The organism is Shimia thalassica (assembly GCF_001458215.1).
Lineage (GTDB): Bacteria > Pseudomonadota > Alphaproteobacteria > Rhodobacterales > Rhodobacteraceae > Shimia > Shimia thalassica.
Genome location: NZ_CYTW01000005.1, coordinates 223,465 through 248,048 on the forward strand (window position 1 = coordinate 223,465; position 24,584 = coordinate 248,048).

A 24,584-nucleotide genomic window follows, 5' to 3' on the forward strand; every position below is an offset into this window, starting at 1 on the left:
CAACACTGCGGCAACTCTGACAGTTCGAACGCGAACTGTGCAAATTTGCACCAAGGCGACGTGACGGCAAAATCCCAAATACCATTTCCAAAAATGGACCGGCCCAGCATAGGGTAGGGGCAATTGAACCAACTAATCCGCTGGGGAGGGCAGAATTTGCTAGGTTCCATGATGATGCGTCCGTTGAAAGTATCGGACATTTTAACGTTTGCCGCAGAAGTACATCCAACTGCCGAGCTTGTCTCGGTGCGCACCGAAGGTGACATTCACCGGACCACCTATGCCGACACCGCCAAGCGGGTTGCGCAGCTTGCCCACGGGCTCAAGGCGCAGGGCGCAGAGGTCGGAGACCGCATCGCGACGTTGGCGTGGAACGGATACCGCCACTTCGAGTTGTATTACGCGATTTCCGGCATCGGTAGCGTCTGCCACACGATCAACCCGCGCCTTTCGGCCGAGCAGATGACCTATATCATCACCCACGCCGAAGACACGATGCTGTTCGTTGATACCACCTTTGTGCCCTTGGTGGCCGCGTTGCGCGCACGGTGGCCCGACACCCTCAAAGTGGTGGTTATGACCGACAGGGCGCATATGCCCGAAGGCGACTATTTGTGCTACGAAGACCTGCTCGACGGGCAATCGGACCATTATGACTGGCCCGATTTCTCCGAAGAAACCGCCGCGGGGCTGTGCTATACGTCCGGCACAACCGGCAATCCGAAGGGAACGCTTTACACCCATCGCTCGACCGTGCTGCATGCCATGATGGTGGGCATTTCCCTGCCAGCGGCGCTCAAACCCGGTAAGAAAATCCTGCCTGTTGTGCCCTTGTTCCATGTGAACGCATGGGGGCTGCCTTATGCAGCGCCTCTGACCGGGGCCTCTCTGGTCTTTCCGGGCGGCGCGCTGGACGGGGAAAGCCTTTTCAAACTGATGGATGAGGAAAAGGTCTTCTCTGCATGGGGTGTTCCAACGGTCTGGCTCGGGCTTCAGGGCGAGATTGCCAAACAGGGTCGCGTGCCCGAAGGCTTTGGCGACATGGTTGTCGGCGGCTCTGCGGCACCTGCCAGCATGATCCAGTATTTCGAGGAAAACGGCGTCAATGTCTGCCACGCATGGGGCATGACCGAGATGAGCCCCGTGGGCACCCAAGGCAACTTGCCCGAGCATCTGGATCACCTGACCTTGGCCGAAAAGGTGGCCATCAAAGGCAAACAGGGGCGTCGGGTGTTCGGCGTCGACCTCAAAATCGTGGACGAAGATGGCGTGCGTTTGCCCCATGATGGTGTCGCCGCCGGTGAACTGTTCGTGCGCGGCAATGCGATCTCGTCTGGGTATTTCAAGAACGACGCTGCCAACGCCGAGGCCTTTGATGCCGAAGGCTGGTTTGGCACGGGGGATGTCGCCACAATCGACACCCACGGCTATCTGACCATCACGGATCGTGCCAAGGACCTTATCAAATCGGGCGGAGAATGGATCAGCTCTCTGGATCTTGAAAATACGGTCATGGCACACCCCCAAGTGGGCAATTGCGCCGTGATCGCCGTGCCCCATCCCAAATGGGACGAACGCCCGCTTCTCGTGGTGGTGCCCACACCGGATGGCAAGCCGGAAGAGGCCGCGCTGATGGCGCTTCTGGAAGAGCATTTCGCCAAATGGCAGCTGCCGGATGACATCGTGTTTGTCGAAGAGTTGCCGATGACGGCAACGGGCAAAGTGTCCAAGCTGACCCTGCGCAAGCAATTTGCGGATCACACCCTGCCTACCATTTAAGGCGGTGATGCCTCGCGAACCGGATTGAGCGCCACGGCGCTCAATCTGTCGTTTCAGGGGAAGGCCCTTCAAAACCGGACCTGTTTTTGCAAGTGACGCAATGTCGTGTTTATGAAGCCTTGCGTTGCGCTTCGAATGACATACCGTCGGGTATGTGGCAGCGAAGAGGAGAAGCGCATGTCTGGCGATAGTCATTTGCCGAAGGCCCTGCAGGGGTTGAGAATCCCTGCTGTGGCGTCACCCCTGTTTATCATTTCCGTGCCGGCGCTGGTGATTGCCCAGTGCAAGGCTGGCGTGATCGGGAGTTTTCCGGCGTTGAATGCCCGCGAGGCCGAGGGCGAGTCCCCTCTGCTAGACGCATGGCTGAAAGAGATCACCGAAGAGCTGGACCGTCACAATCAGGAAAACCCTGACAAACCCGCCGCGCCATTTGCGGTGAACCAGATCGTGCACCGATCGAACACGCGTCTCGAGCGGGATCTCGAAATCTGCGTGAACTGGAAGGTCCCTGTCTGGATTACCTCGCTTGGGGCGCGCGTCGAAGTGAATGAAGCGGCGCACAGCTGTGGCGGCATCGCGCTTCATGACGTGATCAACAACAAGTTTGCCAAAAAGGCGATTGAAAAAGGGGCTGATGGTCTCATTGCCGTGGCCTCCGGTGCCGGCGGACATGCGGGGCCGCAATCGCCCTTGGCCCTGATCAGCGAAATACGTGAATGGTTCAACGGGCCGCTGTTGCTGTCCGGATCGATTGCCACGGGGGATTCCCTGTTGGCGGCTTTGGCGATGGGCGCGGATCTGGGCTATATCGGGTCGCCCTTTATTGCCACGGACGAGGCCAACGCAGATCAGGGTTACAAAGACATGATCGTCGACAGCAGCGCCGAAGACATCGTCTATTCTTCGCTCTTTACCGGTGTCTGGGGCAACTACCTCAAAGGCTCTGTTAAAAATGCAGGCATGGACCCCGACAATCTGCCCGATGGCGATGTGTCCACCATGAGCTTTGGCAGTGACCGCGAAAAGCCCAAAGCGTGGAAAACCATCTGGGGGTCGGGACAAGGCATCGGCGCGGTAAAGTCACAAGGCACCACAGAAGATCTGGTCTCGCGGATCGAGCGTGAATACCACGCCGCCTATGCACGTTTGCAGGATCGTATGGCAGTATGAGCCAGATGTTTCATCTTGTGCGCCATGCACAGGCGTCTTTCGGGGCGGCGGATTATGACAACCTGTCCCCTTTGGGTCATCGCCAGTCCGAGGCCTTGGGCAGCGCCCTGCGTCGTCAGGGCGTGCAGCCGGACAAAGTGTTTATCGGGGCGATGAAACGTCACCGCCAGACATGGGAGGGCATGGCCAAAGGCATGAACCTCGATGCTGATCCGGTGATTTTGCCGGGGTTGAACGAATTCGACTTCAAAGGTCTTCTGGATGCGCGGTTCGCCAAGGGCGGCGCGCCAGAGGGCATGCATGATGACCGCAGACAGCATTTTCGCACGCTGCGCGATACCGTGCTGATGTGGCAGAACGAGGAAATCGAAAATCCGCCCGAACGGTTTGCAGACTTTTCCGCCCGGGTGCGCGAGGCCCGCGAGGTGATTGCCGCAAGCGGGGCCAAAGTGCCCTTGGCGGTCTCGTCCGGTGGTGCGATTGGCCAGACTGTCGCCGAAATCACGGGCGGCCCAGCGGATCAGATGATCGCGCTGCAATTACAGGTCAGAAACTGTGCCGTGGCGCGGTTTGTTGTGTCGCGCAATGGCACATGGCTGCACGGGTTCAATGAAACCCCGCATATTCAGGCCGACAACGAAGCAGAAATGCTGACCTATAGCTGAGGGAGGAAGGCTTATGGACACCAGCACATTGGATGTCGACGCGGTGGCCGCATGGCTGTCGGAGAACCTTGACGGGTTTGAGGGGCCGATGACGGCCGAGAAATTCGCAGGCGGTCAATCAAACCCGACTTTCCTGCTCAAAACGCCTGCGCGTGAATACGTTTTGCGCCGCAAACCGCCGGGAGTCCTGCTCAAGTCCGCCCATGCCGTGGATCGCGAATTCCGCGTGCAACAGGCGCTGGCGGGCTCGGACGTGCCTGTCGCACGCATGCATGTCCTGTGCGAAGACGACGATGTGATCGGTTCGATGTTCTATGTGATGGACCGCGTGCAGGGCCGCAATTTCGACGATCCCCGCATTCCGGAACTCGACACCGCAGACCGTTCCGCGGTTTTTAACCAGATGAACAAGGTGCTGGCGGCGATCCATTCGGTGGATATCTCTGCCGTAGGCCTGTCGGACTACGGCCCCGAGGGCAACTATTTCGAACGTCAGGTCGGCCGCTGGACAAAACAGTATCGCGCCTCGGAAACTGAAACCGTGCCCGCGATGGACCAGTTGATCGACTGGCTGAATGCCAACATGCCCGAAGACGATGGCAAGCGGACACTGGTCCACGGTGATTTCCGCCTGGATAATCTGCTGTTTGACGCAAACGGCACGGATTGCGTGGCGGTACTGGATTGGGAACTTTCGACCATTGGCCATCCCTATGCGGATCTGGCAGCCGTGATCATGCAATGGCAAATGCCCCCCGGCGGTGCGGGACGCGGCCTTCAGGGGGTTGATCGCGCGGCGCTCGGTATCCCGTCGGATCGGGACTTTGTCGGCGCCTATTGCCACCGCATGGGGCTGCCCGGCATTGAAAAGTTCGGCTTCTACCTTGCGTTTTGTTTTTTCCGGATGGCGGCAATTATCCAGGGCGTGAAAAAACGCGGGCTGGAAGGAAATGCATCCGATCCGGAACGGGCGGCCAAAATGGGCACCTATGTGCCGCTCTTTGCTAATGCAGGTCTGGAGGCCTCGAAACATGGATAAACGCTATCAGGATCAGGTGGTAATGATCACCGGCGCGGCCAGCGGCTTTGGCAAGATGGCCGCCGAACGCTTTGCCGCAGAAGGGGCCAAACTCGCCCTTTCGGACATTTCCGAAGAGGCCCTTGGCGCGGTCGCCGATGCCCTGCGTGCCAATGGCACAACGGTTGTCACAGATGTGATGGATGTCTCCGACGAGGCGCAGGTCATGGCGCATGGCGCCCACATCAAAGAGGCGCTGGGCGCGATCCATGTGGGTATCAACAACGCGGGTATCGGACACAACCTTGCGCCGACGCATATGCTCACCACGGAAGAGTTCGACCGAAACTATGCGGTGAACACCCGTGGCGTCTTTCTGTGTATGAAGGTGCAACTGCCCTTTATGCTCGCCCAAGGCGGCGGCGCGATCCTGAATGTGTCGTCTGCGGCAGGTCTGACCGGCGCGTCGATGCTATCGGGATATGCGGCAGCGAAACATGCCGTTGTGGGGCTGACTCGTGCGGCGGCGGACGAATACGCCCGCAAGAAAATCCGCGTAAATGCCTTGTGCCCCGCGTTTACGATCACCCCGATGGTCGAGGAAATGGCCGAACAGGTCAGCTCTCGCGGCGGGATCAGCAGGGAACAGGCGCTTGGGTCGATCACGTCACGGATTCCCATGGGTCGCGTTGCCCAGCCCGAAGAAATCGTTCAGGCGATGCTGTGGGCCTGCGCTCCCGAAAACAGCTTTATGACAGGGCAGGCCATTGCGCTGGATGGCGGCCTGACCGCGATCTGAGGTTTGTGGCAAAAGTAACCAAAGCCCGGCTTTGCCCTGCGCAAAGTCGGGCTTTGGTTTGATGTTAGGCAGGAACCTGCCAAGTTATTCGCATTCTGCAATTGGAATTCGAAAGGGTCTAGAGAATCTTTTCGCCGAGTGTCACGGTGTAGATGTACGTTTGGTACAATTGATCAGCCACTTTTACTTCGGAGCTACTCAAATGCGTTACGCCCTTATTGCCGCTCTTATCGCCGCGCCAGCCCTCTCGCTGGCAGGTCCCGCAGAAAAAACTGTCGAAGCCCGCCAGGGATATTTCAAATTGCTTGGTGCCAATATGGGCGTTCTTGCCGGCATGGCCCAAGGCAAAGTCGACTATGACGCTGACGCGGCCCAAACCGCTGCTGACAATATGGTCGTGCTCAGCACTTATAAGCTCGCGCCTCTGTTTGCCCCCGGAACATCGTCAGATGACGTCAAAGACACGCGTGCTTTGCCTGCGATCTGGAAAGACCTTCCCGGCGTAACCGCCAAAGCCAGCGATTTTGGCGCGGCCGCCCGTGCAATGCAGGATGTTGCTGGTAAAGGAAAAGGCGAAATGGCCGGGGCACTGGGCGCTCTTGGTGGCTCGTGCAAAGGCTGCCACACAGCGTATCGCGCCGAATAAGCCAAGGACGCCGACATGACAAAGCAGATCCCCGAGGGCGTCTCGCAGGTGAAACTGTGGGACGTGGGCACACGACTGTTTCACTGGTCCTTGGTGATCTGCGTCTGCTCGGCGTGGTTTTTGGGCAAGTTTGGTCCAAATATCATGACCTTGCACTTCTATTTCGGATACGCCGTGATCGCCCTGCTGGTGTTTCGCATTGTCTGGGGGCTGTTTGGTCCGGCCCCCGCACGGTTTTCCCATTTCCTGTTCGGGCCTGCCGCCACGTTGCGCTATGCCAAGACCCTGAAAAATCCGACGCCGTCTTATTGGCCGGGACACAATCCCATCGGGGCGCTGTCGGTGTTTGCGATGCTGGCAGCCCTGATTGTTCAGGTGTCTACGGGGCTGTTTGCCGATCCGGACGACTATATCAATGTCGGACCGCTGGCGGATATGGTCAGCTCCGAGGCAAACCGGTCAGCAACCAAGCTGCATCACCAGATGGCACTGCTGATCGCGGTCTTTGTCGTGTTGCACGTGGCAGCGATTGCGTTTTACAAACGCTACAAAGGCGAAAACCTCGTGACACCGATGCTGACAGGATGGAAACTTGTGCGCAAAGACAAAGGCTGAGCCTGCGATTGCGGGATTTCCAGCTCCGTTTCAACACGCTAGAGTTTCCGCATGACCATGACACCTCTCGACGCCCGCCTCGATGAATCTCCCTATGCCTTGCAAAAACATCTCGGGTTCCACCTGACCCACTGGGGCGAGGATCACGCGCGGCTTGAACTGCCGATCGAACATTACCTGTCCAATCGTGCCGGCCTGCCGCATGGCGGGGTCTATGCGACGTTGCTGGACACGGTCATGGGCTATGCGGGGTGCTTTACGGGGGATCCCGATCACAAACGGCTGGCGCTGACCCTCTCGCTGACCACGAACTTTCTCAGCCGTCCCAAGGGGGCTTTGCTCATCGCCGAGGGCCGTAAAGTCGGAGGAGGGGCCTCGACGTTCTTTGCCGAGGCCACAATCCTGGATGAAACCGGCGAAGTGATCGCGCGCGGCTCTGGTGCTTTCAAATACCGAAAGACAACACTTTAGGCGGCTTCTGCGACCTCCAGCTGAGCCAGCTCGATCACGGCATTCAGGATATAGTCAATCGTCGCATCATCCATCAGATAGCTGAGGTTGAGGCGCACAAACCCCGGTTTGCTGGCGGTGTCACCTGACAGGATCTCATCACGGATCGCGTCGGAATGCGCGTCGTCAATGCCCATCAGGTGGTGCACATAGGGCCCCGCACAGGAACAGCCGCCCCGCGCCTGAATGCCAAACCGATCCGATAAAGCGCGCGTAAACACACGGTAATCCATGCGCGCGCCTTCTGCGTCTCTGGGCACAAATGACAAAAACGGCAGGCGGTCTTCCTTGTCAGATGCCAGAATTTCGATGCCGGGAACGGTTCCCCAGACCGCAAAGGCCTTCCTCGCGTTCCCGGCATTCCGGGCAGAGATATACTCTTGCCCAAGGACGTCCTTCACAACCAGTGCAAGCGCAGCCCGGATGTCGCCGATCACATTCGGCGTCCCTCCTTCTTCGCGTTGTTCCAGACGTTTTACGTAATCGTGACGATGCGCATTCACAAAGGCCACCGTACCGCCACCGGGGCGGCTGGGCTTCTGGGTGCGGGCGGCATCGCGGCGCATGATCAGAACACCGCTTGCCCCTGGACCGCCAATGAACTTGTGGGGAGACAAGACAACGGCGTCGATGGCAGATCCATCGGGCTGGGTCATGCCAACCGGAAGATATGGCCCACCACCGGCATAATCCCAGACCATCGCGGCCCCGCGCGCTTTCACGATCTTGGTCACACTGGGCACATCAGTGCAAATGCCGGTCACGTTCGAGGCGGCGGAAAAGGCGGCAATGGTCAGACCCTGGGCCGTACACCGCACCAATTCACGGTCCAGCAGTTCAAGATCAGGTCCGCCGCCATCTGCCGCTTCGGCAATCTCGATGACCTCGGCGCCGCTTTCGCGCCACGGCAGAATATTCGAGTGGTGCTCGTAAGGGCCGGTGATCACAAAGGCGGGACGCCCCGCAGCAACCGAATCTTTCACGCCCAGCACATGCACCAGCTGGTTCAGCCCCGATGTTGCGCCCGATCCCGAGAAAATCACGGCGTGTTCCTCGACCGTGCCCCCACATTTCTCGGCGATAACCTGACGGGCCTCTTCGCGCAAGGTGGACATCGCCGCCCCGCAAAAGGAATCCGACGTGTGCGTGTTGGCATAATAGGGCAGAACGTCGGTCATGATGAACTCTTCGACCTGACGCAGTGGGCGACCAGACGCAATATAGTCTGCATAAACAAGAGGTTTGCGCCCGAAAGGTGTCTCGATGGTCATGTCTTTGCCGATCTGTCCCGCGCTCAGGGCCGCAGCAGGGTCGGGCAGGGCGCGCAGGTGTGCTTCGAAAGAGGCGATGCTTTGATGTTGTAAAGACATTGGCTGAGGTCCGCGTGAGTGATGAGGTGTCCGTGAGTGGTGTCACTCAAATATAAGTTGGCAATTCTGGATAAACTTCGTTGAAAATCTTTGGAATGTCACAAAATTTGTGTCATTTGATAGAGTATGAAAGAAAAATTGGATCAAATTGACCGTCGCATTCTGGATGTCAGCCAGAAAGACGGATCTTTGTCTCAACGCGAATTGGCAGACCGCGTGGGGTTGTCTCAAAATGCACTGTGGCGCCGTTTGCAGGCCTTGGAAAAGGGGGGATTCTTTTTGGGGACCCGCCGCAAGGTGGATGCGGCCAAGATCGGGCTGGACCTGACGGTGTTTGTCATGGTGCGAACCAGAAGCCATTCCGACGAATGGATCGAAGCCTTCCGCACCCATGTCAGCCGCATTCCCGAAGTCGCGGAAATGCACCGGATCGGGGGCGACTGGGACTATATGCTCAAGGTCGTGACCCGCGGCATGGGCGGCTATGACAGTGTTTACAAACGTCTGACGACAGGGATCGAGCTGGAAACCGTCACCGGTTACTTCTCTATGGAAACCATGCTGGAAGACCGCCCTCTCGACGTATTTGGATAATCTCGCCTGATTTTTTCTGCGTGGTCCGGCCTTGGGAAAGGGCTGGGGACAGCCGATCTGTCATAAAAAGTTCACGCCTTCGGGGGCAAGAAGATGTTGCGACTCACCTAATATTTCAATAATTCATGATATATGGATAAGTTATCAGCCCTCTCCGCCTTTGGCGCCCTGTCACAGGAAACCCGACTGGATGTTTTCCGGTTGCTCATTCGTGCGGGCGAGGCCGGCATGTTGGCCGGCGAAATCGCCGAAGCTCTGGACGTGCGTCAAAATACGATGTCGGCAAACCTCTCGGTTTTGCTGTCGGCGGGGTTGGTCAAGAACACGCGCGAAGGGCGTGCCATACGGTACTTTGCGGATACGGACGGGTTGCGGGGGCTTTTGGGGTTCCTGCTGCAAGACTGCTGCGGCGGACGGCCGGACCTGTGCGGACCCCTGATTGAAGACATTGCCTGCAAATGCTGAAAGGACGGGCCAATGACCGACAAGACTTATAACGTACTGTTTCTGTGCACCGGAAACTCTGCACGCTCTCTCATGGCCGAGGCCATCACACGGCGTGAGGGCATGGGAAAGTTCAACGCCTTTTCTGCCGGATCCCGTCCACGGGGGGAGCCACATCCCTTTACGCTCGAACTGCTTGAGGGCATCAATCACGACACCTCCTTTGCGCGTTCCAAAAGCTGGGACGAGTTCGAGGCGGCGGATGCGCCCAAGATGGATTTTGTCTTTACCGTTTGCGATCAGGCCTCTCGGGAAGAATGCCCCGTCTGGCCCGGACAGCCGATGACCGCCCACTGGGGGGTACCGGACCCGACTATCGCCGAGGGCACAGAAGCCGAAAAGCGTCTTGCCTTTGCGGATGCCTACCGGATGTTGCGCAACCGGATTTCTATCTTCACACACCTGCCGCTTGACGCATTGGACCAGTTCTCGTTGCAACAGAAACTGGATGACATCGGCAAAAACACAACTTTGGCAGACGAGGGCTGAATGACCGATCACGCAGCACAGGTCGAGGCAGGACTCGGCACTTTTGAACGTCTTTTGTCCCTTTGGGTGGCATTGGCGATTGGCGCGGGCATCCTGTTGGGAAGCCTGATGCCCGGTGTTTTTGGCTGGTTGTCCAGCCTCGAGGTGGCGTCGGTAAACCTGCCTGTGGCCGTGCTTATCTGGGCCATGGTCTATCCCATGATGGTTGGCGTCGATTTCGGGTCACTGTCGCAGGTCGGGCGCAAGCCCAAGGGGCTGGTCATCACGCTTGTTGTGAACTGGCTGATCAAACCCTTCACGATGGCCGCGCTGGGCGTCCTGTTTTTCGAGGTGATTTTCGCGCCATGGATCGCGCCCGAAGATGCCACGCAATACCTTGCAGGCGTTATCCTGCTGGGGGCCGCGCCCTGCACGGCGATGGTGTTTGTCTGGTCGAACCTTGTGCGCGGGGATGCCAACTATACCCTCGTGCAGGTCAGCGTAAATGACATCATCATGATCTTCGCCTTCGCGCCAATCGTGGCGGTGTTGCTGGGGGTCACAGACATTGTCGTGCCTTGGGAAACCCTGATCCTGTCCGTGTTGCTCTATATCGCACTGCCGCTGGCGGCCGGTATTCTCACACGGCGCAGGCTGGTCGCCAAAGGCGGCGAGGACGCGGTAGATGCCTTCAAAGACAAGGTGCGTCCGGCCTCTGTTGGCGGGCTGTTGTTGACGGTTGTTCTGTTGTTTGGTTTTCAGGCACAGGTGATCCTCGATAAACCGCTGGTGATCGTGCTGATCGCAATCCCCCTGATGATCCAGTCTTATGGCATCTTCTTCATTGCCTACGGTGCCGCGCGCGCATGGAATGTGCCGTTTAACGTGGCCGCGCCCTGTGCGCTGATCGGAACATCGAACTTCTTTGAACTGGCTGTTGCCGTCGCGATCTCTTTATTCGGGCTTGGGTCCGGCGCGGCATTGGCCACCGTTGTTGGCGTCCTGGTCGAAGTGCCCGTGATGCTGTCTCTTGTTGCTTTTTCCAACCGCACACGCGGCTGGTTCTCTTCCTGAAGGAATACAATCATGACCAAAATCGCAATCAACGGCCTTGGCCGTATGGGCAAATTGGTGATCCGCAGCTTTTTTGATCTGGGCCTGGATGCCGAGATCGTCTTGCTGAACGATGGCGAAGGAGATGCGGAAATCCACGCGCATCTGCTCGAGTTTGATACGGTGCATGGCCGCTGGCGGGCTGATTTCGCCTTTGACGACGACAGCATCACTATTGATGGCCACAAAATGCGGTTTACCTCGACCCGTGACCTGAAGGATCTGCCCCTCGAGGAACTGGGCGTTGATCTGGTGGTCGATTGCACCGGCGCCTTCAAAACCAACGCCAAGCTGCAGCCCTATTTCGATGCTGGCGTGAAAAAGATCGTGGTTTCCGCCCCGGTCAAAGAAGACGATGTGGCCAACATCGTCTATGGCGTGAACCACGACATTTATGATGCTGACACCCACAAGGTTGTCACGGCGGCGTCCTGCACAACCAATTGCCTCGCACCAATCGTGCAGGTCATCCGCGAACACCTTGGCATCGAACAGGCGTCGTTCACCACCATTCATGACGTTACCAACACCCAGACCATCGTGGATCGCGTGCACAAAGACCCGCGACGCGCGCGCTCGGCGCTGAATTCGCTGATCCCGACCACGACCGGCTCGGCCAAGGCGATCATCCAGATTTTCCCGGACCTTGATGGCAAGATCGACGGCCACGCCGTGCGTGTGCCTTTGCTCAACGCCTCGCTCACTGACATCGTGTTTAATGTCAGCCGCGAAACCACGGCGCAAGAAGTGAACAAACTTCTCGAACAGGCCTCGTTGAACGACCTCGAAGGCATTCTCGGATATGAGACCCGCCCGCTGGTCAGCTGTGACTACACAAACGATGACCGCTCAACCATCGTGGACGCCATGTCGACCCGTGTCATCGGTGGCACCCATGTGAAAATCTACGCGTGGTATGACAACGAATGGGGCTACGCTTGGCGATTGGCGGATGTGACGCGTATGGTGGTGGCCTCTCTCTAAGTCCACGACCCGAAAAGGAGACTCGCCATGCGCCGCCCTTTCTTGACCACGGTCTTTGTGCTTGTGTCCTCTGCGGCGCAGGCCGAACTCCTCGTCTGTAACGACACCGACGCCAAGGCAAGCGTCGCGATCGGCTATAATGACGGCGGCGTCTGGACATCCGAAGGGTGGTGGAATGTGGCGCCCGAGTCCTGCTCGGTCGTGCAGGGCGGCGATCTTTCGAAACGCTATTACTATTATCGGGTCACGTCACAGTCTTATGCGTGGCCCGGTGAAAAGTACTTTTTCTGCACCGATCAGGACGCCTTTACCATTGCCGGTGACACAGACTGTGGCGTGCGCGGATTTGACAGGTCAGAGTTTCGCCAGATCGAAGTCGGCACCGCAACCAGCTTTACCGTGCATCTGACGGCACCGGATGACGGGGCAGGCACCTCTGCACCGCAAGGCCAGACCACCATTGATCCTCCCGGCACCCACGGCGAGCCTTATTCGGTTCAGGGCATTCTCAGCCATTGCGAAGTGTTCGACGCCTCCATGGCCTGCGAAATCCATGCAGATGGCTATCGCTATGTCGCGTATTCCACCGCCCCGACGCCGCAATCGCTTTTGGAAGACCTGATGGCCGCAGGGGAAAACCGCCCCATTGGCGTCTCCGGCGATATGATTAGCTATGAAGGCAACGTCGCCGAGATCACCATCCGCGATTATACCTTCGCGGGTGAGGACCCCTATTCGGCCCATCGCGCCGCGATGCAGGGCCTGTGGCGCTCGCTGGATGACCCGAATTACGAAGTGTTGATCTTCGGGGGCATCTTCGAAGAGTTGTACCAGCAAATTCCGACCGACACCTCGACGATGTTTTTTACGCAAAACTGTGAAGGCTCTCCCGGAACGGGCCCCGCGATCCTCCTGAAATCTTACGACCGCGCCGACGAGGACAGATGCATGTTTGTCCTTGGCGTTGGCAACACTCTTGAACTCGCACCAGCAGGCGTCATGAACGACCTGCGGTTTTACAAAGTGAACTAAAGACCGATGACATCCGCCACTTCGCGCCCTGAGGGGCTTGCCGCTTATATCACTGTAACCGCGGCCTATTGGGCCTTTATGCTGACTGATGGCGCGCTGCGCATGCTGGTCTTGCTGCACTTTCACACGCTCGGCTTTTCGGCGGTGCAGCTGGCCTATCTTTTTCTGCTGTACGAGGTGATGGGCGTTGTCACCAACCTGTCGGCAGGCTGGCTTGCGGCGCGCTTTGGTCTGACATCAACGCTTTATGCGGGGCTTGGCATCCAGATCATCGCGCTGGTGGCTCTGGCGCAGCTTGATCCGAACTGGGGGCTGACGGCATCGGTCATCTTTGTGATGATCGTGCAGGGCCTGTCGGGCATCGCAAAAGACCTGTCCAAAATGTCCGCGAAATCCGCTGTCAAACTGCTCGCTCCAGAGGGCGAGGGCGGTTTGTTCAAATGGGTCGCCATCCTGACCGGCTCGAAAAACGCGGTCAAAGGCGTCGGCTTTTTGCTGGGCGCGGTTCTGCTGGCGGTTTGGGGGTTCACCACCTCGGTCTGGGTGATGGCGGCTGTTCTGGCGGTGATCCTGATCGGCGTCGTTGCCTTTATGCCGTCGGGCCTGCCACAGGGCAAAATATCTGCCAAGTTTTCGCATGTCTTTTCGAAAGACCGGAACATCAACCGTCTGAGCCTTGCCCGCATGTTCCTGTTTGGCGCGCGCGATGTGTGGTTTGTGGTCGGCATCCCGATCTATTTCTATGCCGTGCTGTCTGATGGGAGCGAAGAGGGCAACCGCGCCGCGTTTTTCATGATCGGTACCTTCATGGCCGTGTGGATCATCCTTTATGGATTTGTTCAGGGCATGGCCCCGAAACTGCTCAAGGCGGCCACCAGCACCACGCCTGAAATCGTGCACAAAGCGGTGGTCTGGTGCGCGGCGCTCACCCTGATCCCGCTTGTCCTGTCGATTGCCGTCTGGCTGGACCTGCCACACCTCACTGCGATCCTTGTGGCGGGACTGCTGGTCTTCGGCTTTGTCTTTGCGGTGAACTCCTCGGTGCACAGCTACCTGATCCTTGCCTTCACCACGGGCGAACGCGTCACGATGGATGTCGGGTTCTACTATATGTCCAACGCCGCAGGCCGCCTGATCGGCACGCTTCTGTCGGGCCTCAGCTATCAGGCCGGCGGTCTGCCGCTCTGCCTGTTCACGGCCGCACTGATGGCAGGGGCGTCGACACTGGCCGCCAATCGCCTCAGGACAGAGACCTAAAATTCACGTTTGTAACTGATCCCGAAGAACTCGCGCTCGCCATAGCTGTTGTCAGCGTAAGAGGCAAAAATGCCCAGACTGTCGCGTTTGCTCAGGGCATAGGATATCCCGCCGCCAATGCTGTATCCGGAATAGTCGCCGGAACCTTTCGAGGTGACAATGGCCCCCTTGAAGGTCCAGTCCTCGTTCAGCGGGCGCAGCGCAAAAAGGCCGACATACCCGCCCTTGCTTGTCGTCGCGGCGATAGGATCATCGGTTAACATGACGTCTGTCTCGACATTCTGGCCTTCGGTGTAGTTGAAGCCAAACATGGGAAACACCTGCCACTTGCCGGTCGCGCCGATCAATGCGCTCAGGGGGATATAGCTTCCGATGGAATACTGGGTTTGGGTGGTGCCATTGCTCAGCTTCTTTTCAGAGGCCGCCGCATTCACGATTCCAAACCTGAACAGGTACGACCCGCCAAGCGACCATTCCCCTTCTTGCGAGACCGAGGCATTGACCTTGGACACAGGGCCAAAGGCAATCGATCCGGAAACCGTCGCATACTCCGTGTATCGCACACCCAGCTTTGTAACGATTTTTGTTGGATCATCCGCAAGCTTGTCAGCTTCGCTTCCACGATCGTGATCCTGCGCCACTGCCGTTCCTGCGACCGCAATCGCCAGAACAGACCCCCAAACTATCGCTTTCATGAAAAACGCCTTTGCTGCTGGTTGAAATGTACCATGCCGCGCAGGCAACCGTCTAGGTGGCCAGGCTCTGCAAAGAGGCATGTTTCGCGCAGGGAATATGCCCTGATTGTTGCATGGAAAGCGGTAAACCAGAACTTCCAGCGCCGCATCGGGCTCAGGACGCGCAACCCACCTTGACCAAACCCCATTTCCCATACATATCCCCATCCATGACTGACCTGAACAAAATCCGCAATTTCTCGATCGTGGCGCATATCGACCACGGGAAATCCACCCTCGCTGACCGCCTCATTCAAGAGACGGGCACGGTTGAGGATCGGGATATGAAAGCACAGCTGCTTGACTCGATGGATATCGAGCGCGAGCGCGGCATCACGATCAAGGCCAACACCGTGCGCATCGACTATGAGGCGGACGATGGCGAGACCTATGTGCTCAACCTGATCGACACCCCCGGTCACGTCGATTTCGCTTACGAAGTCTCCCGCTCCATGCGTGCGGTCGAAGGCTCTTTGCTGGTCGTTGACAGCTCGCAAGGCGTCGAGGCCCAAACCCTCGCCAACGTCTATCACGCGATGGAGGCCGACCACGAAATCGTCCCCGTTCTGAACAAGATCGATCTGCCCGCGTCCGACTGTGACCGCGTCGCCGAACAAATCGAAGACGTCATCGGCATCGATGCCACCGGCGCCATTCAGGTCTCGGCCAAAACCGGTCAGGGCATCCACGAAACACTCGAGGCAATCGTCAAGGAACTGCCCGCCCCGACAGGCACGCTCGATGCGCCGCTCAAGGCGATGCTGGTGGACAGCTGGTATGACAGCTATCTTGGCGTGATTGTTCTGGTGCGTATCATGGACGGCACCCTGAAAAAGGGCATGAAAGTCCGCTTCATGTCCAACAACACCCTGCATCACGTGGACCGCATCGGCGTCTTCCGCCCCGAGATGCAGATGATCGAAAGCCTCGGCCCCGGCGAGATCGGCTTTCTGACGGCCTCGATCAAACAGGTGCGCGACACCCGCGTCGGTGACACCATCACCAATGAACGCAATGGCACGCCCGTGGCGCTTGACGGCTTTAAGCCGGCCCAGCCCGTGGTGTTCTGTGGTCTCTTCCCCGTGGACAGCGCCGAGTTCGAAGACCTGCGGGATGCCATCGACAAGCTGGCCCTGAATGACGCGTCCTTCAGCTTCGAGATGGAAACATCTGCTGCGCTGGGCTTTGGCTTCCGCTGCGGTTTCCTCGGATTGCTCCACCTCGAAGTGATCCGCGACCGGATCGAACGGGAATACAACATCGAACTGATCACCACGGCTCCGTCGGTGATCTACCACATCTACATGCGTGACGGCTCTATGCTGGAACTGCACAATCCCGCCGACATGCCCGACCTGACCCATGTGGATCACCTCGAAGAGCCGCGCATCAAGGCGACGATCCTTGTGCCCGACGACTACCTTGGCGACGTTCTCAAACTCTGTCAGGACCGCCGCGGCATTCAGGAAGACCTGACCTATGCCGGGTCCCGCGCCATGGTTGTCTATGACCTACCGCTGAACGAAGTTGTGTTCGACTTCTATGACCGCCTGAAATCCGTGACCAAGGGCTATGCCTCCTTTGACTATCAGATGACCGGCTATCGTCAGGACAATCTGGTGAAAATGTCGGTTCTGGTGAACGACGAACCTGTCGATGCGCTGTCCACCATGGTGCATCGGGACCGCGCCGAAGAACGCGGCCGCGCCATGTGCGAAAAGCTCAAGGACCTGATCCCGCGTCACATGTTCAAAATCCCGATCCAGGCTGCGATCGGTGGCAAAGTCATCGCCCGCGAGACCCTCTCGGCCATGCGCAAAGACGTGACCGCCAAATGTTACGGCGGCGACGCGACCCGTAAGAAAAAGCTGCTGGAAAAGCAGAAAAAGGGTAAGAAAAAGATGCGCCAGTTCGGTCAGGTCAACATCCCGCAAGAGGCGTTTATTTCAGCGCTTAAGATGGATGGTTGAGGCGTTTTGTTTGTAAATGAGCCGCTCTACTAAGTCTTAAGCTGAAGTGGGCTGGTAAATGCGTTGAGTAAATGACTAAGCTATTTTGCTGAGCCACATCTATGCAGGCTATGTCGAATGTAAGTGCATGAATGGTCTGGGTTCCATTGCGATAATGGTTCCCGGCGAGCGTGGGCAGTAGCCTAAGGCTAAAAGCGGTCGTTTGTGTAATGGTTTTTCCCGCTGATGGCTTGTGAATACGTGCATTCATAGAGACGTTCCATTGTTCAATCAGGATCAGCGCTTCACGAAGCGAACTACAAATAATCGTTTTTCTCTAAAAGTGCCTAATTATTGAGGGAAATTAACAATTCCCCCACCCAAAAGCTCTCTCTTAATATTGAATTCCTAAAATGGAATGTTATTTCCTCTTAAAAAGTCAAATAACGAAGAGAAACTTGACCTAGCCAATTCTTGAATGTAGGGGTTTGAAGGCCGAATGGCTGCCTCTTTTTGTAACCAATAAGAATGCCGAGAACAATGAGATTCCCAAACTGATTTAGGAAGCAGGTAGATTTCTTGAAATTATTAACAAGTAGTTTCTGTAAGGGATTTTGAAGTGAATTCTAAAACTAATAGTGTTGCCGTAGATGTTGTATATAGGGGCGATGAAGGGTTTCTTTTTCTCGCTGGAGGAGCTCATGGGGTTTTCGACTTAGTAGATGGAAAAAGGGCACCAACATCAACAAGTTTGAATAGCTTTTGGTCAAATTACAAAGCTCGATCTGCATTTGCAAACAGCAAAGGATATCGATTTCGCACAGTTATTTTTCCAGAAAAAAGTGTGGCTCTAAAACATCTTATTCCTACTGGTGAAAATTTTGAGTCAATTTACCAGAGGTTTTATAAACGTGACCTTAAGCCTCGTGGTCAACGTGAAATCATTTATCCACTTTCAGCAGTGCAGCGAGAAGAGTCATTCTCCAGGACCGATAGTCACAACTCTGCCAAAGGGTATACCTCAATTTTCAAAGAGATAACATCGGGGCTGTTTCCAAAAAAGACGGCTAAAGCAGTTGAACTGATAGAAGCGACGTATGAAGTGTGCAATGTATCCGGCGATCTGGGCGGGAAGTTTTCACCAGCGGTCTCTGAAAGTATTCCTATTTTTATCAAACCTCCTTTGCCAATCGAGTTAGCTTCCAACGGAATTGTTCATGGAAACAGTGGTGTTCTTGTGCTGGTAAACAGCAAAAATTCACTGAGCAACAAAACTCTACTAATATTTGGAGACTCGTTCTTTAGGGCTATGCTTCCTTTGCTAGCGACTTGCTATCGGAAAATAGTTTTTTGTCGGACTCCCTTTTTTCACTTTGAGTTAGTAAATGCGGTTGCCCCAGACGATATTTTTTGTGGCATTGCAGAGAGATATTTATCCCGTTGCCAACTTGATAGCAGTAGGCCGCATTTTCTTAGCTTTCCTTACCTTAGCGGCCGTGCAACTAAACCTGATCCCAAGTTTGCAGAGTTGTGGTCCAAAACAATCGACATGGAAAAATTGCTGGAATGAGCGACAACATGCGGTGCTATGACTTGATCTCATGATCCCAGATACGCTGAACCTCGGCCATCGACACGAGCGCGGCAATCGGTTTGCCGTGGCGGGTCAGGATGATGGGTTGGCGTGGATCCTGGGCGCGGGTTCACAGTTGTCCCAGATGGGCGCGGGCTTCGGAAATGGTCAGGTTCATGGTATGTCCAGTGTGTACAAAACGGTCAATCGAGGGGACAAGTTTTGTACAAACCGGTTAAATCGCCCGAAAACAGGCGTGCGGTGGTCTGCGCCCGAAACGGCGCAGAGACCCGAAAATTGTAAAACGCCCCGACACCCGAAGGCGCAAAGCGCATGTCAGAGCGTCAGCGATTTAGAAGCTTTTCTGAACCGTGGTGGCCGCATCTTCGATAGCGTCGCCAGCCTTTTGAATGTCTTTTCCCGCGCCTTTTGTGGTTTCACAGGCTGTCAGGGCGAGAAGGGCTAGGCCGATTGCGAATATACGTGTCATGCAGGTCTCCATTGGTCTTGTTGGTCTGGTGTTAGACCGCTTGTGTGGGGCAATGCAAGGGACGCATTTGCAGGTGCAACAAAGTCAGCGATTATTTGCGCCTTGTGACATCTTTTCGGGCTTTTCGATTGGTGGTCAAAATTGCGGCAGTTGTGCCTTTGATGTTGGGTAAGCCGTTGTTAGTAATGATGAAATTTATCCTGTTGCGATAGAAGCCCGTGCTGCTAACATGGTGCTGTCTTTCGATTTGCAGGTGTCATTATGAAATCCCTTTACGCTCTGGCTTTTTCCCTTTTGGCAAGTGGCGCTGCCGCTCAGGATATCGGGTTGAAAATGCCCGAGATCGGGCAGGGCAGCTATGCCACGTATAAAGTTGGAAAGGCGACTTATACGCATGTTTTTGCGGGAAAATCCGGCAAGTATTTTGTCTATGACGTCGTGCCCGGCGATGATCCTGAAGGGATGGAAGGGCGCTCTCGCTATTTTCGTGACGGCAATGGCCAAACCGTGAAATGGGTAACGGCCGGTGGCGATACCGTGACGTTCACCCCCCACAATTGCCAGCGCACTGTAGGGGCCTGTGAATTCACAGAAGAGGGCGTCAGCGAAGGCGAACCCTATAAAACACGCATGATCCGCACCAACACCCCGACATCCAAAGGGTTTAATTTCGAGCAGGTCGGGTTTGGCCCCGACGGAAAAGAATATCGCCTGATGGGCGGCTCGGTCGAGCTTGACGAATATGGTTTGATGCGCCGCGCAACCGTGCGCAACGCCGAAGCAAAAACGAAGTTCAAACTCGTAAAAGCCGTGATCCGCTAATCTGTGTGCGCAGGTCGATTGCAATCGGGGCCGGGCTGATTAGATTACATATATCGCATATAAATAGGAGAGCCTCATGGCCTTGACAGTTGCTACTATGATGGAGGCTGCAAACGCTGCGGTTCCGCGCATTTCCGTCACCGATGCCCAAGCCAAGATCGCAGACGGGGCGCTGCTGTTGGATATTCGAGACGCCCCCGAGTTGCAGATGCAGGGGCGCGCGGCCGGCAGCCATCATATTCCACGGGGAATGTTGGAATTCCGTGCCGACCCAAACACGCCGTTCCATGATCCCGAGTTGCGTTTTGACCGCCCTGTCATTTTGCATTGTGCCTCGGGCGGACGTGCGGCTTTGGCAGGGAAGCTGTTGAAAGACATGGGATATCAGGATGTCTTCAATCTTGGTGGTCTCAATGACTGGAAAGAGGGCGGCGGACCCGCGTCCGAACCGGTCGACCAAGGCATGTAATGTCGCACGAAACATCAAAAGAGGGCCCATCGGTCCGCTTTTTTATGAGAACGTAAGCCAGATCCACACGAGGAAAATGTTGCACAGGTGGTGCATCGCCTGATCTGCGCCAAGCGCACGCCAGAAGGCGGCATCGGCAGGCGTCCATCCTTTTGTTTTGGTTTGCTCCGCCTTCCACCAGTCAATGTGGAAATGCAAAAGCCATTCCAAAGCCGTGATCGCCAGAAGCAATGGCAAGGGTGTTCCGAACACAAGGAAAATCAAAAAGGTAAAGACCGTATGCACGCCCGCATGGCAGGCTCGCCCCAAATGGAAATAGTTTTCACGCCCGTCCATCATCCACATGGTCTGAAAATAGAAATCCGCCAACAGGTGTTTCACCTGCAGCGCCACGAATATTAACAGTATAGCAGTTGTGCTTTCCATGCTCCGGCCTTGCTTCTCCGGTCCTATTACATTCAAGGTAGACGAAATTTTTTGCAAATCAACGACGCAAACGGTTGTCGTTCCGTAAGATAGGAATCCTTGATCCCACAGAGTCTTCGTTGCTAACCTCTCAATCAGAACGCGCGGCGGCCCACATCCGTCGATCACAGAAGGCTTTGATCAATAGAACGCTCGCTTTTTTCATTCATCTGGAAGTACTCCAAGCGCGACCAGCTTATTTTGTTGGTCATGACGGCCTGTTTGTTTCCGCTATTGTACCTGACGCTTGAGCTTCCAAAGCGGATCATCAACGACGCGATTTCGTCGGATCAGGCTTTTATCTATATCGATTCACTTGATGTCGAACTGGATCAAGTCACCTATCTGTTTGTGCTTTGCGGGGCCTTTCTGTTGGCGGTGCTGGTGCATGGTCTGACAAAAATGCGCATCAATACCATGAAAGGCGTGCTGTCCGAGCGGATGTTGCGCCGGTTCCGGTACACTTTGATTGGCCGCATCATGCGATTCCCTCAGGCGTATCTGCGCCGGACATCGCAAGGTGAAATGGTGTCGATGATCACATCAGAGGCCGAGCCGATGGGCGGCATGATGGGCGATGCCATCAGCCTTCCCGTGTTGCAGGCCGGTCAGATGCTGACCATTCTGTTTTTCCTGTTTGCACAGAGTGTGTGGTTTGGCATTGCAGCCTGTGCCCTGATCCCATTGCAGGCCTGGATCATCCCCAAGCTGCAATGGCAGATTAACCTGTTGAACAAGGAACGTATCGGCGAGGTGCGTGAACTTGCGGGCGAGATCGGCGAAACGGCTGCTGGCGCGCCCACATTGCGGGTCAATGCCGGATGGCGGTTTCGGCTGGCGCTGATCACGCGTCGGCTTGGGACGCTGTTTGATATCCGCTTGGATATCTACAAGAAAAAATTCTTTATGAAGTTCCTGAACAACTTCATCACACAACTAACGCCCTTCTTCTTTTATACGGTCGGCGGTTTGCTTGTCATTCAGGGTAAAGTGTCTCTCGGGGCGCTGGTGGCGGCGCTTGCGGCGTACAAAGACCTGTCGTCTCCGTGGAAAGAGCTGTTGAACTATTACAACCGCGTTCAGGACATGTCGCTGCGCTGGCATCTGATTTCGGATCGGTTTGATCCCGCCGGTATGGTGGACAAGGACCTGTTCGAAGGAGAGCCGGACGCCATTCCCCATCTGGACGGCGACATCGAACTTCGCAATGTGACGGTGACGGATCACCACGGTGATGCCATTCTTGAAGATATCAGCCTGACGTTGCCCAATGGCGCGCTTGTCGGAATATCGACCCGAGATATGGAAGAGCGTCGATCCTTTGCAGAGCTTTTGACCCGAGAGGTGGCCCCGACGGCGGGAAAGGTTCTGATTGACGGTCGAGATCTGGACGACCTTCACCAGATGGTTGTCGCCTCGCGGATCGGGTACGCGGAAATGTCCCCTTATGTGTTTCAGGGCACTTTTGGCGAAAACATTACGATGCCGCTGCGCGTGGCACCGGTACATCCCTTTGACATCCGCCCTGATCGGGTGACACGCGAAAAGCACCGCGCAACGGAATCCGAGCGCTCCGGCAACAGTCTTGACGCCTATCTCGCGGATTGGGTGGACCCGTCGCTGGCCGGTGTGTCAACACGGATCGAACTGCGCAACTGGTGGCTCGAAGCGATGGAGGCAATCGGGGCAGGGGACGCAATGTTCCGCCGTGGTCTGGATCAGGTGTTCCAGTCTGACGAAGCTTCCGAGCTTGCCGAGAAACTGGTGAACCTGCGCCCGCGTGTGCACGAAGCCCTGCGCGAGGCTGGATTGGATACGGCCTATTACCGGTTCGATCCGGACCGGTATAATCCGACGATGCCGGTGTCTGCGAACTTGTTTTATGCCACGCCAAAGGCGCAGGGGCGTGAATACGACCTTGGAACAGTTAGCGACTTCCTTGACCTGCTGAATGAACTGGGTTTGGCAGAAGGGATGTTGCGCCTGTCCGAAGAGGTGATCGAGATGCTCAACCTCACCTTTGGTGTGGACGGGACCGAACACCCCTTGTTCCAGCGGCTTGGGCTTGATCCGGATGTATTCCGCCGCAAGGTCGAGCTGGTGCGCAAAAGCCGCGAACAAGGGCACGAGGTTCTGGACCATGAAGAGCAGGTCGAGATGCTGTCCTTGCCCTTCGAAGTCTCTGCCGAGCAGATCGGACCGGCTTTTGCTGACGAGTTGAAAGACCTGATCCTTGATTTGCGCCACCAACAGCGTGTGAAGCTCGAGGTGTGGCTGGCTGATTACTACGAACCCCTGAACGAGCACAATTTTGCACCGGGGCTGTCTGTTCTCGAGAACGCGATCTTCGGCACGATTTCCTCAACAGCGGGGGCGAAAGGCGACGCCGTGCGCGACGTGGTGGTTCAAGTTCTCGAAGAGGCGGGGCTGAAGCAGTTTGTTGTCGAGTTGTTGTTCCGCGTTAAGAACGGCATCGCCGGGGCAGGGATGCCTTCTGCCTTGGCCGGACCTGTTGCTGTCAGCAGGGCCGTTTTGAAACGTCCCGAGTTGTTGATCCTTGATGGATGTCTGGCCGGTGAAGATCCGGTTGCCTGCCGCAAGATCATTCGCAACCTGCGCCGCCTGTTGCCGGACTCGGTGTTGTTGTTTCTCGAAGAGACAATCCAGCAGCCCGAAGAGTTCGACCAGATCTTCGAACTTGAACATGGTCGCCTCAAGGATGGCGAGATTTACGGAGAGGGATCGACTGACAATGCCGCAAGTGCAGATTTGCGTCTCAAGATGCGCGCACTTGTGTCAACGGATCTGTTCGCAAGCCTGCCCCGCCGCCAGCTGCGCCTGCTCGCGTTTGGCGCCCAATGGGCCGAGCTTCCGGCGGAAGAGTATGTCTTTCACAGGGGGGATAATGCGTCTGACGGGGCTTATCTCATTCTTGAGGGGGATGCAGAGCTGTCCTTTACCGACGACAGCGGACGGCGCGAAGTTGTCGCTGTTGCCGGACCGGGCACGCTGGTCGGAGAACTGGCCCTGATCCGCAAAGAACCCCGGGCTTTGGACATGTTTACCAAAACACCTTTGCGGGCTCTGCGCCTTGGTGAAGAAGAATTCCTTGCGGTGGTCGAGAACGATGCCGGCACGGCCTTCAAGATCATGCAGGTTCTGGCGGGATACATCGGTGCTCGCAATTCGGATGATGACGAAGACTCTGAATAAGGTTTTTGGGTCTGAGCGCAGGGGAGGGCGGTTAGGACTGCATTTGGATGCCCGGAGAGATGTCTGAATCGATACATCGACCGGAATCCGTTGAATCGGATGCGATTCACAGGGTGATTCCGGTCAAAAATCAGGCTCTTTTCGAATGATATCTGCCCTTAATAGCTATTGAAGCCGTTTGAGGCAGGAAAGATCACGCAAAAAGCGCACTTTTTGTCAGCGCTCGCAGCTTGTTTTCTTAGGAAAAATGGCTGCCGAGACGTTTTTTTACAGAAATGTGAAAAAACCACTTGCGACTCTTTGATAGTAGCCGTAGAACCCCCTTCACCGGCGGCGCAGAGATGC

At 56.2% G+C, this 24,584-nt stretch carries 25 protein-coding genes and 1 pseudogene; 20 read left to right on the top strand and 6 right to left on the bottom strand.

The window, feature by feature from the left end:
* Positions 1-156: 156 nt before the first annotated feature.
* The 8 genes from PH7735_RS17920 (at position 157) to PH7735_RS17955 (ending at position 7,163) form a co-directional block, all read left to right on the top strand.
* A complete protein-coding gene (locus PH7735_RS17920) occupies positions 157-1,779 on the top strand; it encodes a long-chain-fatty-acid--CoA ligase (RefSeq protein ID WP_058312794.1) in 1,623 nt (540 codons plus the stop codon).
* A gap of 177 nt (positions 1,780-1,956) precedes the next feature.
* Positions 1,957-2,949 carry an NAD(P)H-dependent flavin oxidoreductase gene (locus tag PH7735_RS17925; protein WP_058312795.1) on the top strand — a complete coding sequence of 331 codons (993 nt, stop codon included), beginning with the start codon at positions 1,957-1,959 and terminating at the stop codon, positions 2,947-2,949.
* Positions 2,946-3,614: a histidine phosphatase family protein gene (locus PH7735_RS17930; RefSeq protein WP_233488349.1), complete on the top strand. Its 669-nt coding sequence runs from the start codon at positions 2,946-2,948 to the stop codon at positions 3,612-3,614. The genes PH7735_RS17925 and PH7735_RS17930 overlap by 4 nt, the downstream gene beginning before the upstream one ends.
* A 13-nt stretch (positions 3,615-3,627) precedes the next feature.
* Positions 3,628-4,653 (top strand): phosphotransferase family protein, encoded by a 1,026-nt coding sequence (locus tag PH7735_RS17935; protein ID WP_058312796.1) that lies wholly within the window; start codon positions 3,628-3,630, stop codon positions 4,651-4,653.
* Complete coding sequence (locus PH7735_RS17940; RefSeq protein WP_058312797.1) at positions 4,646-5,431, top strand: SDR family NAD(P)-dependent oxidoreductase; 786 nt, start codon at positions 4,646-4,648, stop codon at positions 5,429-5,431. Before PH7735_RS17935 ends, PH7735_RS17940 begins: the two co-directional genes overlap by 8 nt.
* Positions 5,432-5,633: 202 nt before the next feature.
* Complete coding sequence (locus PH7735_RS17945; RefSeq protein WP_058312798.1) at positions 5,634-6,077, top strand: c-type cytochrome; 444 nt, start codon at positions 5,634-5,636, stop codon at positions 6,075-6,077.
* 15 nt (positions 6,078-6,092) lie between these two features.
* The gene (locus PH7735_RS17950; protein ID WP_058312799.1) at positions 6,093-6,692 is read left to right on the top strand and encodes a cytochrome b/b6 domain-containing protein; all 600 of its coding nucleotides are present in this window, start codon (positions 6,093-6,095) and stop codon (positions 6,690-6,692) included.
* Between the two features lie 51 nt (positions 6,693-6,743).
* A complete protein-coding gene (locus PH7735_RS17955; protein ID WP_306341232.1) occupies positions 6,744-7,163 on the top strand; it encodes a PaaI family thioesterase in 420 nt (139 codons plus the stop codon).
* On the opposite strand, the gene PH7735_RS17960 is transcribed toward PH7735_RS17955, so the two are convergent.
* Complete coding sequence (locus PH7735_RS17960; protein ID WP_058312800.1) at positions 7,160-8,572, bottom strand: aminotransferase class V-fold PLP-dependent enzyme; 1,413 nt, start codon at positions 8,570-8,572, stop codon at positions 7,160-7,162. The genes PH7735_RS17955 and PH7735_RS17960 overlap by 4 nt on opposite strands.
* A gap of 126 nt (positions 8,573-8,698) precedes the next feature.
* On the opposite strand from PH7735_RS17960, the gene PH7735_RS17965 reads away from it, so the two are divergent.
* From PH7735_RS17965 to arsJ, 7 genes are all read left to right on the top strand, one after another.
* Positions 8,699-9,166, top strand: a complete 468-nt coding sequence (locus PH7735_RS17965) for an Lrp/AsnC family transcriptional regulator (RefSeq protein WP_058312801.1) — start codon at positions 8,699-8,701, stop codon at positions 9,164-9,166.
* Positions 9,167-9,298: 132 nt separating this feature from the next.
* On the top strand, positions 9,299-9,631 hold the full coding sequence (locus PH7735_RS17970; RefSeq protein ID WP_058312802.1) for an ArsR/SmtB family transcription factor: 333 nt from the start codon (positions 9,299-9,301) through the stop codon (positions 9,629-9,631).
* A 12-nt stretch (positions 9,632-9,643) separates the two neighbouring features.
* Complete coding sequence (locus PH7735_RS17975; protein WP_058312803.1) at positions 9,644-10,159, top strand: arsenate reductase ArsC; 516 nt, start codon at positions 9,644-9,646, stop codon at positions 10,157-10,159.
* Positions 10,160-11,212: an ACR3 family arsenite efflux transporter gene (arsB, locus tag PH7735_RS17980; protein ID WP_058312804.1), complete on the top strand. Its 1,053-nt coding sequence runs from the start codon at positions 10,160-10,162 to the stop codon at positions 11,210-11,212.
* Positions 11,213-11,224: 12 nt separating this feature from the next.
* Positions 11,225-12,235 (top strand): ArsJ-associated glyceraldehyde-3-phosphate dehydrogenase, encoded by a 1,011-nt coding sequence (locus tag PH7735_RS17985; protein WP_058312805.1) that lies wholly within the window; start codon positions 11,225-11,227, stop codon positions 12,233-12,235.
* Between the two features lie 27 nt (positions 12,236-12,262).
* Complete coding sequence (locus PH7735_RS17990; protein ID WP_058312806.1) at positions 12,263-13,267, top strand: DUF1036 domain-containing protein; 1,005 nt, start codon at positions 12,263-12,265, stop codon at positions 13,265-13,267.
* A gap of 6 nt (positions 13,268-13,273) precedes the next feature.
* Complete coding sequence (gene arsJ / locus PH7735_RS17995) at positions 13,274-14,524, top strand: organoarsenical effux MFS transporter ArsJ (protein WP_058312807.1); 1,251 nt, start codon at positions 13,274-13,276, stop codon at positions 14,522-14,524.
* On the opposite strand, the gene PH7735_RS18000 is transcribed toward arsJ, so the two are convergent.
* Positions 14,521-15,219: a hypothetical protein gene (locus PH7735_RS18000; protein ID WP_058312808.1), complete on the bottom strand. Its 699-nt coding sequence runs from the start codon at positions 15,217-15,219 to the stop codon at positions 14,521-14,523. The genes arsJ and PH7735_RS18000 overlap by 4 nt on opposite strands.
* A 209-nt stretch (positions 15,220-15,428) precedes the next feature.
* Here PH7735_RS18000 and lepA point away from each other — a divergent pair, with 209 nt between their 5' ends.
* The gene (lepA, locus tag PH7735_RS18005; RefSeq protein WP_058312809.1) at positions 15,429-17,228 is read left to right on the top strand and encodes a translation elongation factor 4; all 1,800 of its coding nucleotides are present in this window, start codon (positions 15,429-15,431) and stop codon (positions 17,226-17,228) included.
* A 598-nt stretch (positions 17,229-17,826) separates the two neighbouring features.
* Positions 17,827-18,777, top strand: a complete 951-nt coding sequence (locus PH7735_RS20630; protein ID WP_145865369.1) for an alginate O-acetyltransferase AlgX-related protein — start codon at positions 17,827-17,829, stop codon at positions 18,775-18,777.
* 16 nt (positions 18,778-18,793) lie between these two features.
* On the opposite strand, the pseudogene PH7735_RS21240 reads toward PH7735_RS20630, so the two are convergent.
* A pseudogene (locus PH7735_RS21240) lies at positions 18,794-18,892 on the bottom strand (type II toxin-antitoxin system prevent-host-death family antitoxin); the annotation flags it as partial.
* 240 nt (positions 18,893-19,132) lie between these two features.
* Complete coding sequence (locus PH7735_RS20425) at positions 19,133-19,270, bottom strand: entericidin A/B family lipoprotein (RefSeq protein ID WP_082645304.1); 138 nt, start codon at positions 19,268-19,270, stop codon at positions 19,133-19,135.
* Between the two features lie 261 nt (positions 19,271-19,531).
* Between PH7735_RS20425 and PH7735_RS18010 the strand changes: the two genes are divergently transcribed.
* Both PH7735_RS18010 and PH7735_RS18015 read left to right on the top strand, forming a co-directional pair.
* Complete coding sequence (locus tag PH7735_RS18010) at positions 19,532-20,092, top strand: hypothetical protein (protein ID WP_058312810.1); 561 nt, start codon at positions 19,532-19,534, stop codon at positions 20,090-20,092.
* Between the two features lie 76 nt (positions 20,093-20,168).
* A complete protein-coding gene (locus PH7735_RS18015; protein ID WP_058312811.1) occupies positions 20,169-20,561 on the top strand; it encodes a rhodanese-like domain-containing protein in 393 nt (130 codons plus the stop codon).
* A 42-nt stretch (positions 20,562-20,603) separates the two neighbouring features.
* On the opposite strand, the gene PH7735_RS18020 is transcribed toward PH7735_RS18015, so the two are convergent.
* On the bottom strand, positions 20,604-20,987 hold the full coding sequence (locus tag PH7735_RS18020; protein ID WP_058312812.1) for a DUF3307 domain-containing protein: 384 nt from the start codon (positions 20,985-20,987) through the stop codon (positions 20,604-20,606).
* A gap of 261 nt (positions 20,988-21,248) precedes the next feature.
* Here PH7735_RS18020 and PH7735_RS18025 point away from each other — a divergent pair, with 261 nt between their 5' ends.
* On the top strand, positions 21,249-24,239 hold the full coding sequence (locus PH7735_RS18025; protein ID WP_306341233.1) for a cyclic nucleotide-binding domain-containing protein: 2,991 nt from the start codon (positions 21,249-21,251) through the stop codon (positions 24,237-24,239).
* Between the two features lie 158 nt (positions 24,240-24,397).
* On the opposite strand, the gene PH7735_RS21100 is transcribed toward PH7735_RS18025, so the two are convergent.
* Positions 24,398-24,584, bottom strand: a 187-nt coding sequence (locus PH7735_RS21100) for a hypothetical protein (protein ID WP_233488350.1), incomplete at its 5' end; no start/stop codon positions are given.

What these genes read in the sequence shown, in the direction of transcription:
- PH7735_RS17925 (WP_058312795.1), top strand. Translation starts at nt 1,957, where the DNA reads ATGTCTGGCGATAGTCATTTGCCGAAGGCCCTGCAGGGGTTGAGAATC.
- PH7735_RS17930 (WP_233488349.1), top strand. Translation starts at nt 2,946, where the DNA reads ATGAGCCAGATGTTTCATCTTGTGCGCCATGCACAGGCGTCTTTCGGG.
- PH7735_RS17935 (WP_058312796.1), top strand. Translation starts at nt 3,628, where the DNA reads ATGGACACCAGCACATTGGATGTCGACGCGGTGGCCGCATGGCTGTCG.
- PH7735_RS17940 (WP_058312797.1), top strand. Translation starts at nt 4,646, where the DNA reads ATGGATAAACGCTATCAGGATCAGGTGGTAATGATCACCGGCGCGGCC.
- PH7735_RS17945 (WP_058312798.1), top strand. Translation starts at nt 5,634, where the DNA reads ATGCGTTACGCCCTTATTGCCGCTCTTATCGCCGCGCCAGCCCTCTCG.
- PH7735_RS17950 (WP_058312799.1), top strand. Translation starts at nt 6,093, where the DNA reads ATGACAAAGCAGATCCCCGAGGGCGTCTCGCAGGTGAAACTGTGGGAC.
- PH7735_RS17955 (WP_306341232.1), top strand. Translation starts at nt 6,744, where the DNA reads ATGACCATGACACCTCTCGACGCCCGCCTCGATGAATCTCCCTATGCC.
- PH7735_RS17960 (WP_058312800.1), bottom strand. Translation starts at nt 8,572, where the DNA reads ATGTCTTTACAACATCAAAGCATCGCCTCTTTCGAAGCACACCTGCGC.
- PH7735_RS17965 (WP_058312801.1), top strand. Translation starts at nt 8,699, where the DNA reads ATGAAAGAAAAATTGGATCAAATTGACCGTCGCATTCTGGATGTCAGC.
- PH7735_RS17970 (WP_058312802.1), top strand. Translation starts at nt 9,299, where the DNA reads ATGGATAAGTTATCAGCCCTCTCCGCCTTTGGCGCCCTGTCACAGGAA.
- PH7735_RS17975 (WP_058312803.1), top strand. Translation starts at nt 9,644, where the DNA reads ATGACCGACAAGACTTATAACGTACTGTTTCTGTGCACCGGAAACTCT.
- arsB (WP_058312804.1), top strand. Translation starts at nt 10,160, where the DNA reads ATGACCGATCACGCAGCACAGGTCGAGGCAGGACTCGGCACTTTTGAA.
- PH7735_RS17985 (WP_058312805.1), top strand. Translation starts at nt 11,225, where the DNA reads ATGACCAAAATCGCAATCAACGGCCTTGGCCGTATGGGCAAATTGGTG.
- PH7735_RS17990 (WP_058312806.1), top strand. Translation starts at nt 12,263, where the DNA reads ATGCGCCGCCCTTTCTTGACCACGGTCTTTGTGCTTGTGTCCTCTGCG.
- arsJ (WP_058312807.1), top strand. Translation starts at nt 13,274, where the DNA reads ATGACATCCGCCACTTCGCGCCCTGAGGGGCTTGCCGCTTATATCACT.
- PH7735_RS18000 (WP_058312808.1), bottom strand. Translation starts at nt 15,219, where the DNA reads ATGAAAGCGATAGTTTGGGGGTCTGTTCTGGCGATTGCGGTCGCAGGA.
- lepA (WP_058312809.1), top strand. Translation starts at nt 15,429, where the DNA reads ATGACTGACCTGAACAAAATCCGCAATTTCTCGATCGTGGCGCATATC.
- PH7735_RS20425 (WP_082645304.1), bottom strand. Translation starts at nt 19,270, where the DNA reads ATGACACGTATATTCGCAATCGGCCTAGCCCTTCTCGCCCTGACAGCC.
- PH7735_RS18010 (WP_058312810.1), top strand. Translation starts at nt 19,532, where the DNA reads ATGAAATCCCTTTACGCTCTGGCTTTTTCCCTTTTGGCAAGTGGCGCT.
- PH7735_RS18015 (WP_058312811.1), top strand. Translation starts at nt 20,169, where the DNA reads ATGGCCTTGACAGTTGCTACTATGATGGAGGCTGCAAACGCTGCGGTT.
- PH7735_RS18020 (WP_058312812.1), bottom strand. Translation starts at nt 20,987, where the DNA reads ATGGAAAGCACAACTGCTATACTGTTAATATTCGTGGCGCTGCAGGTG.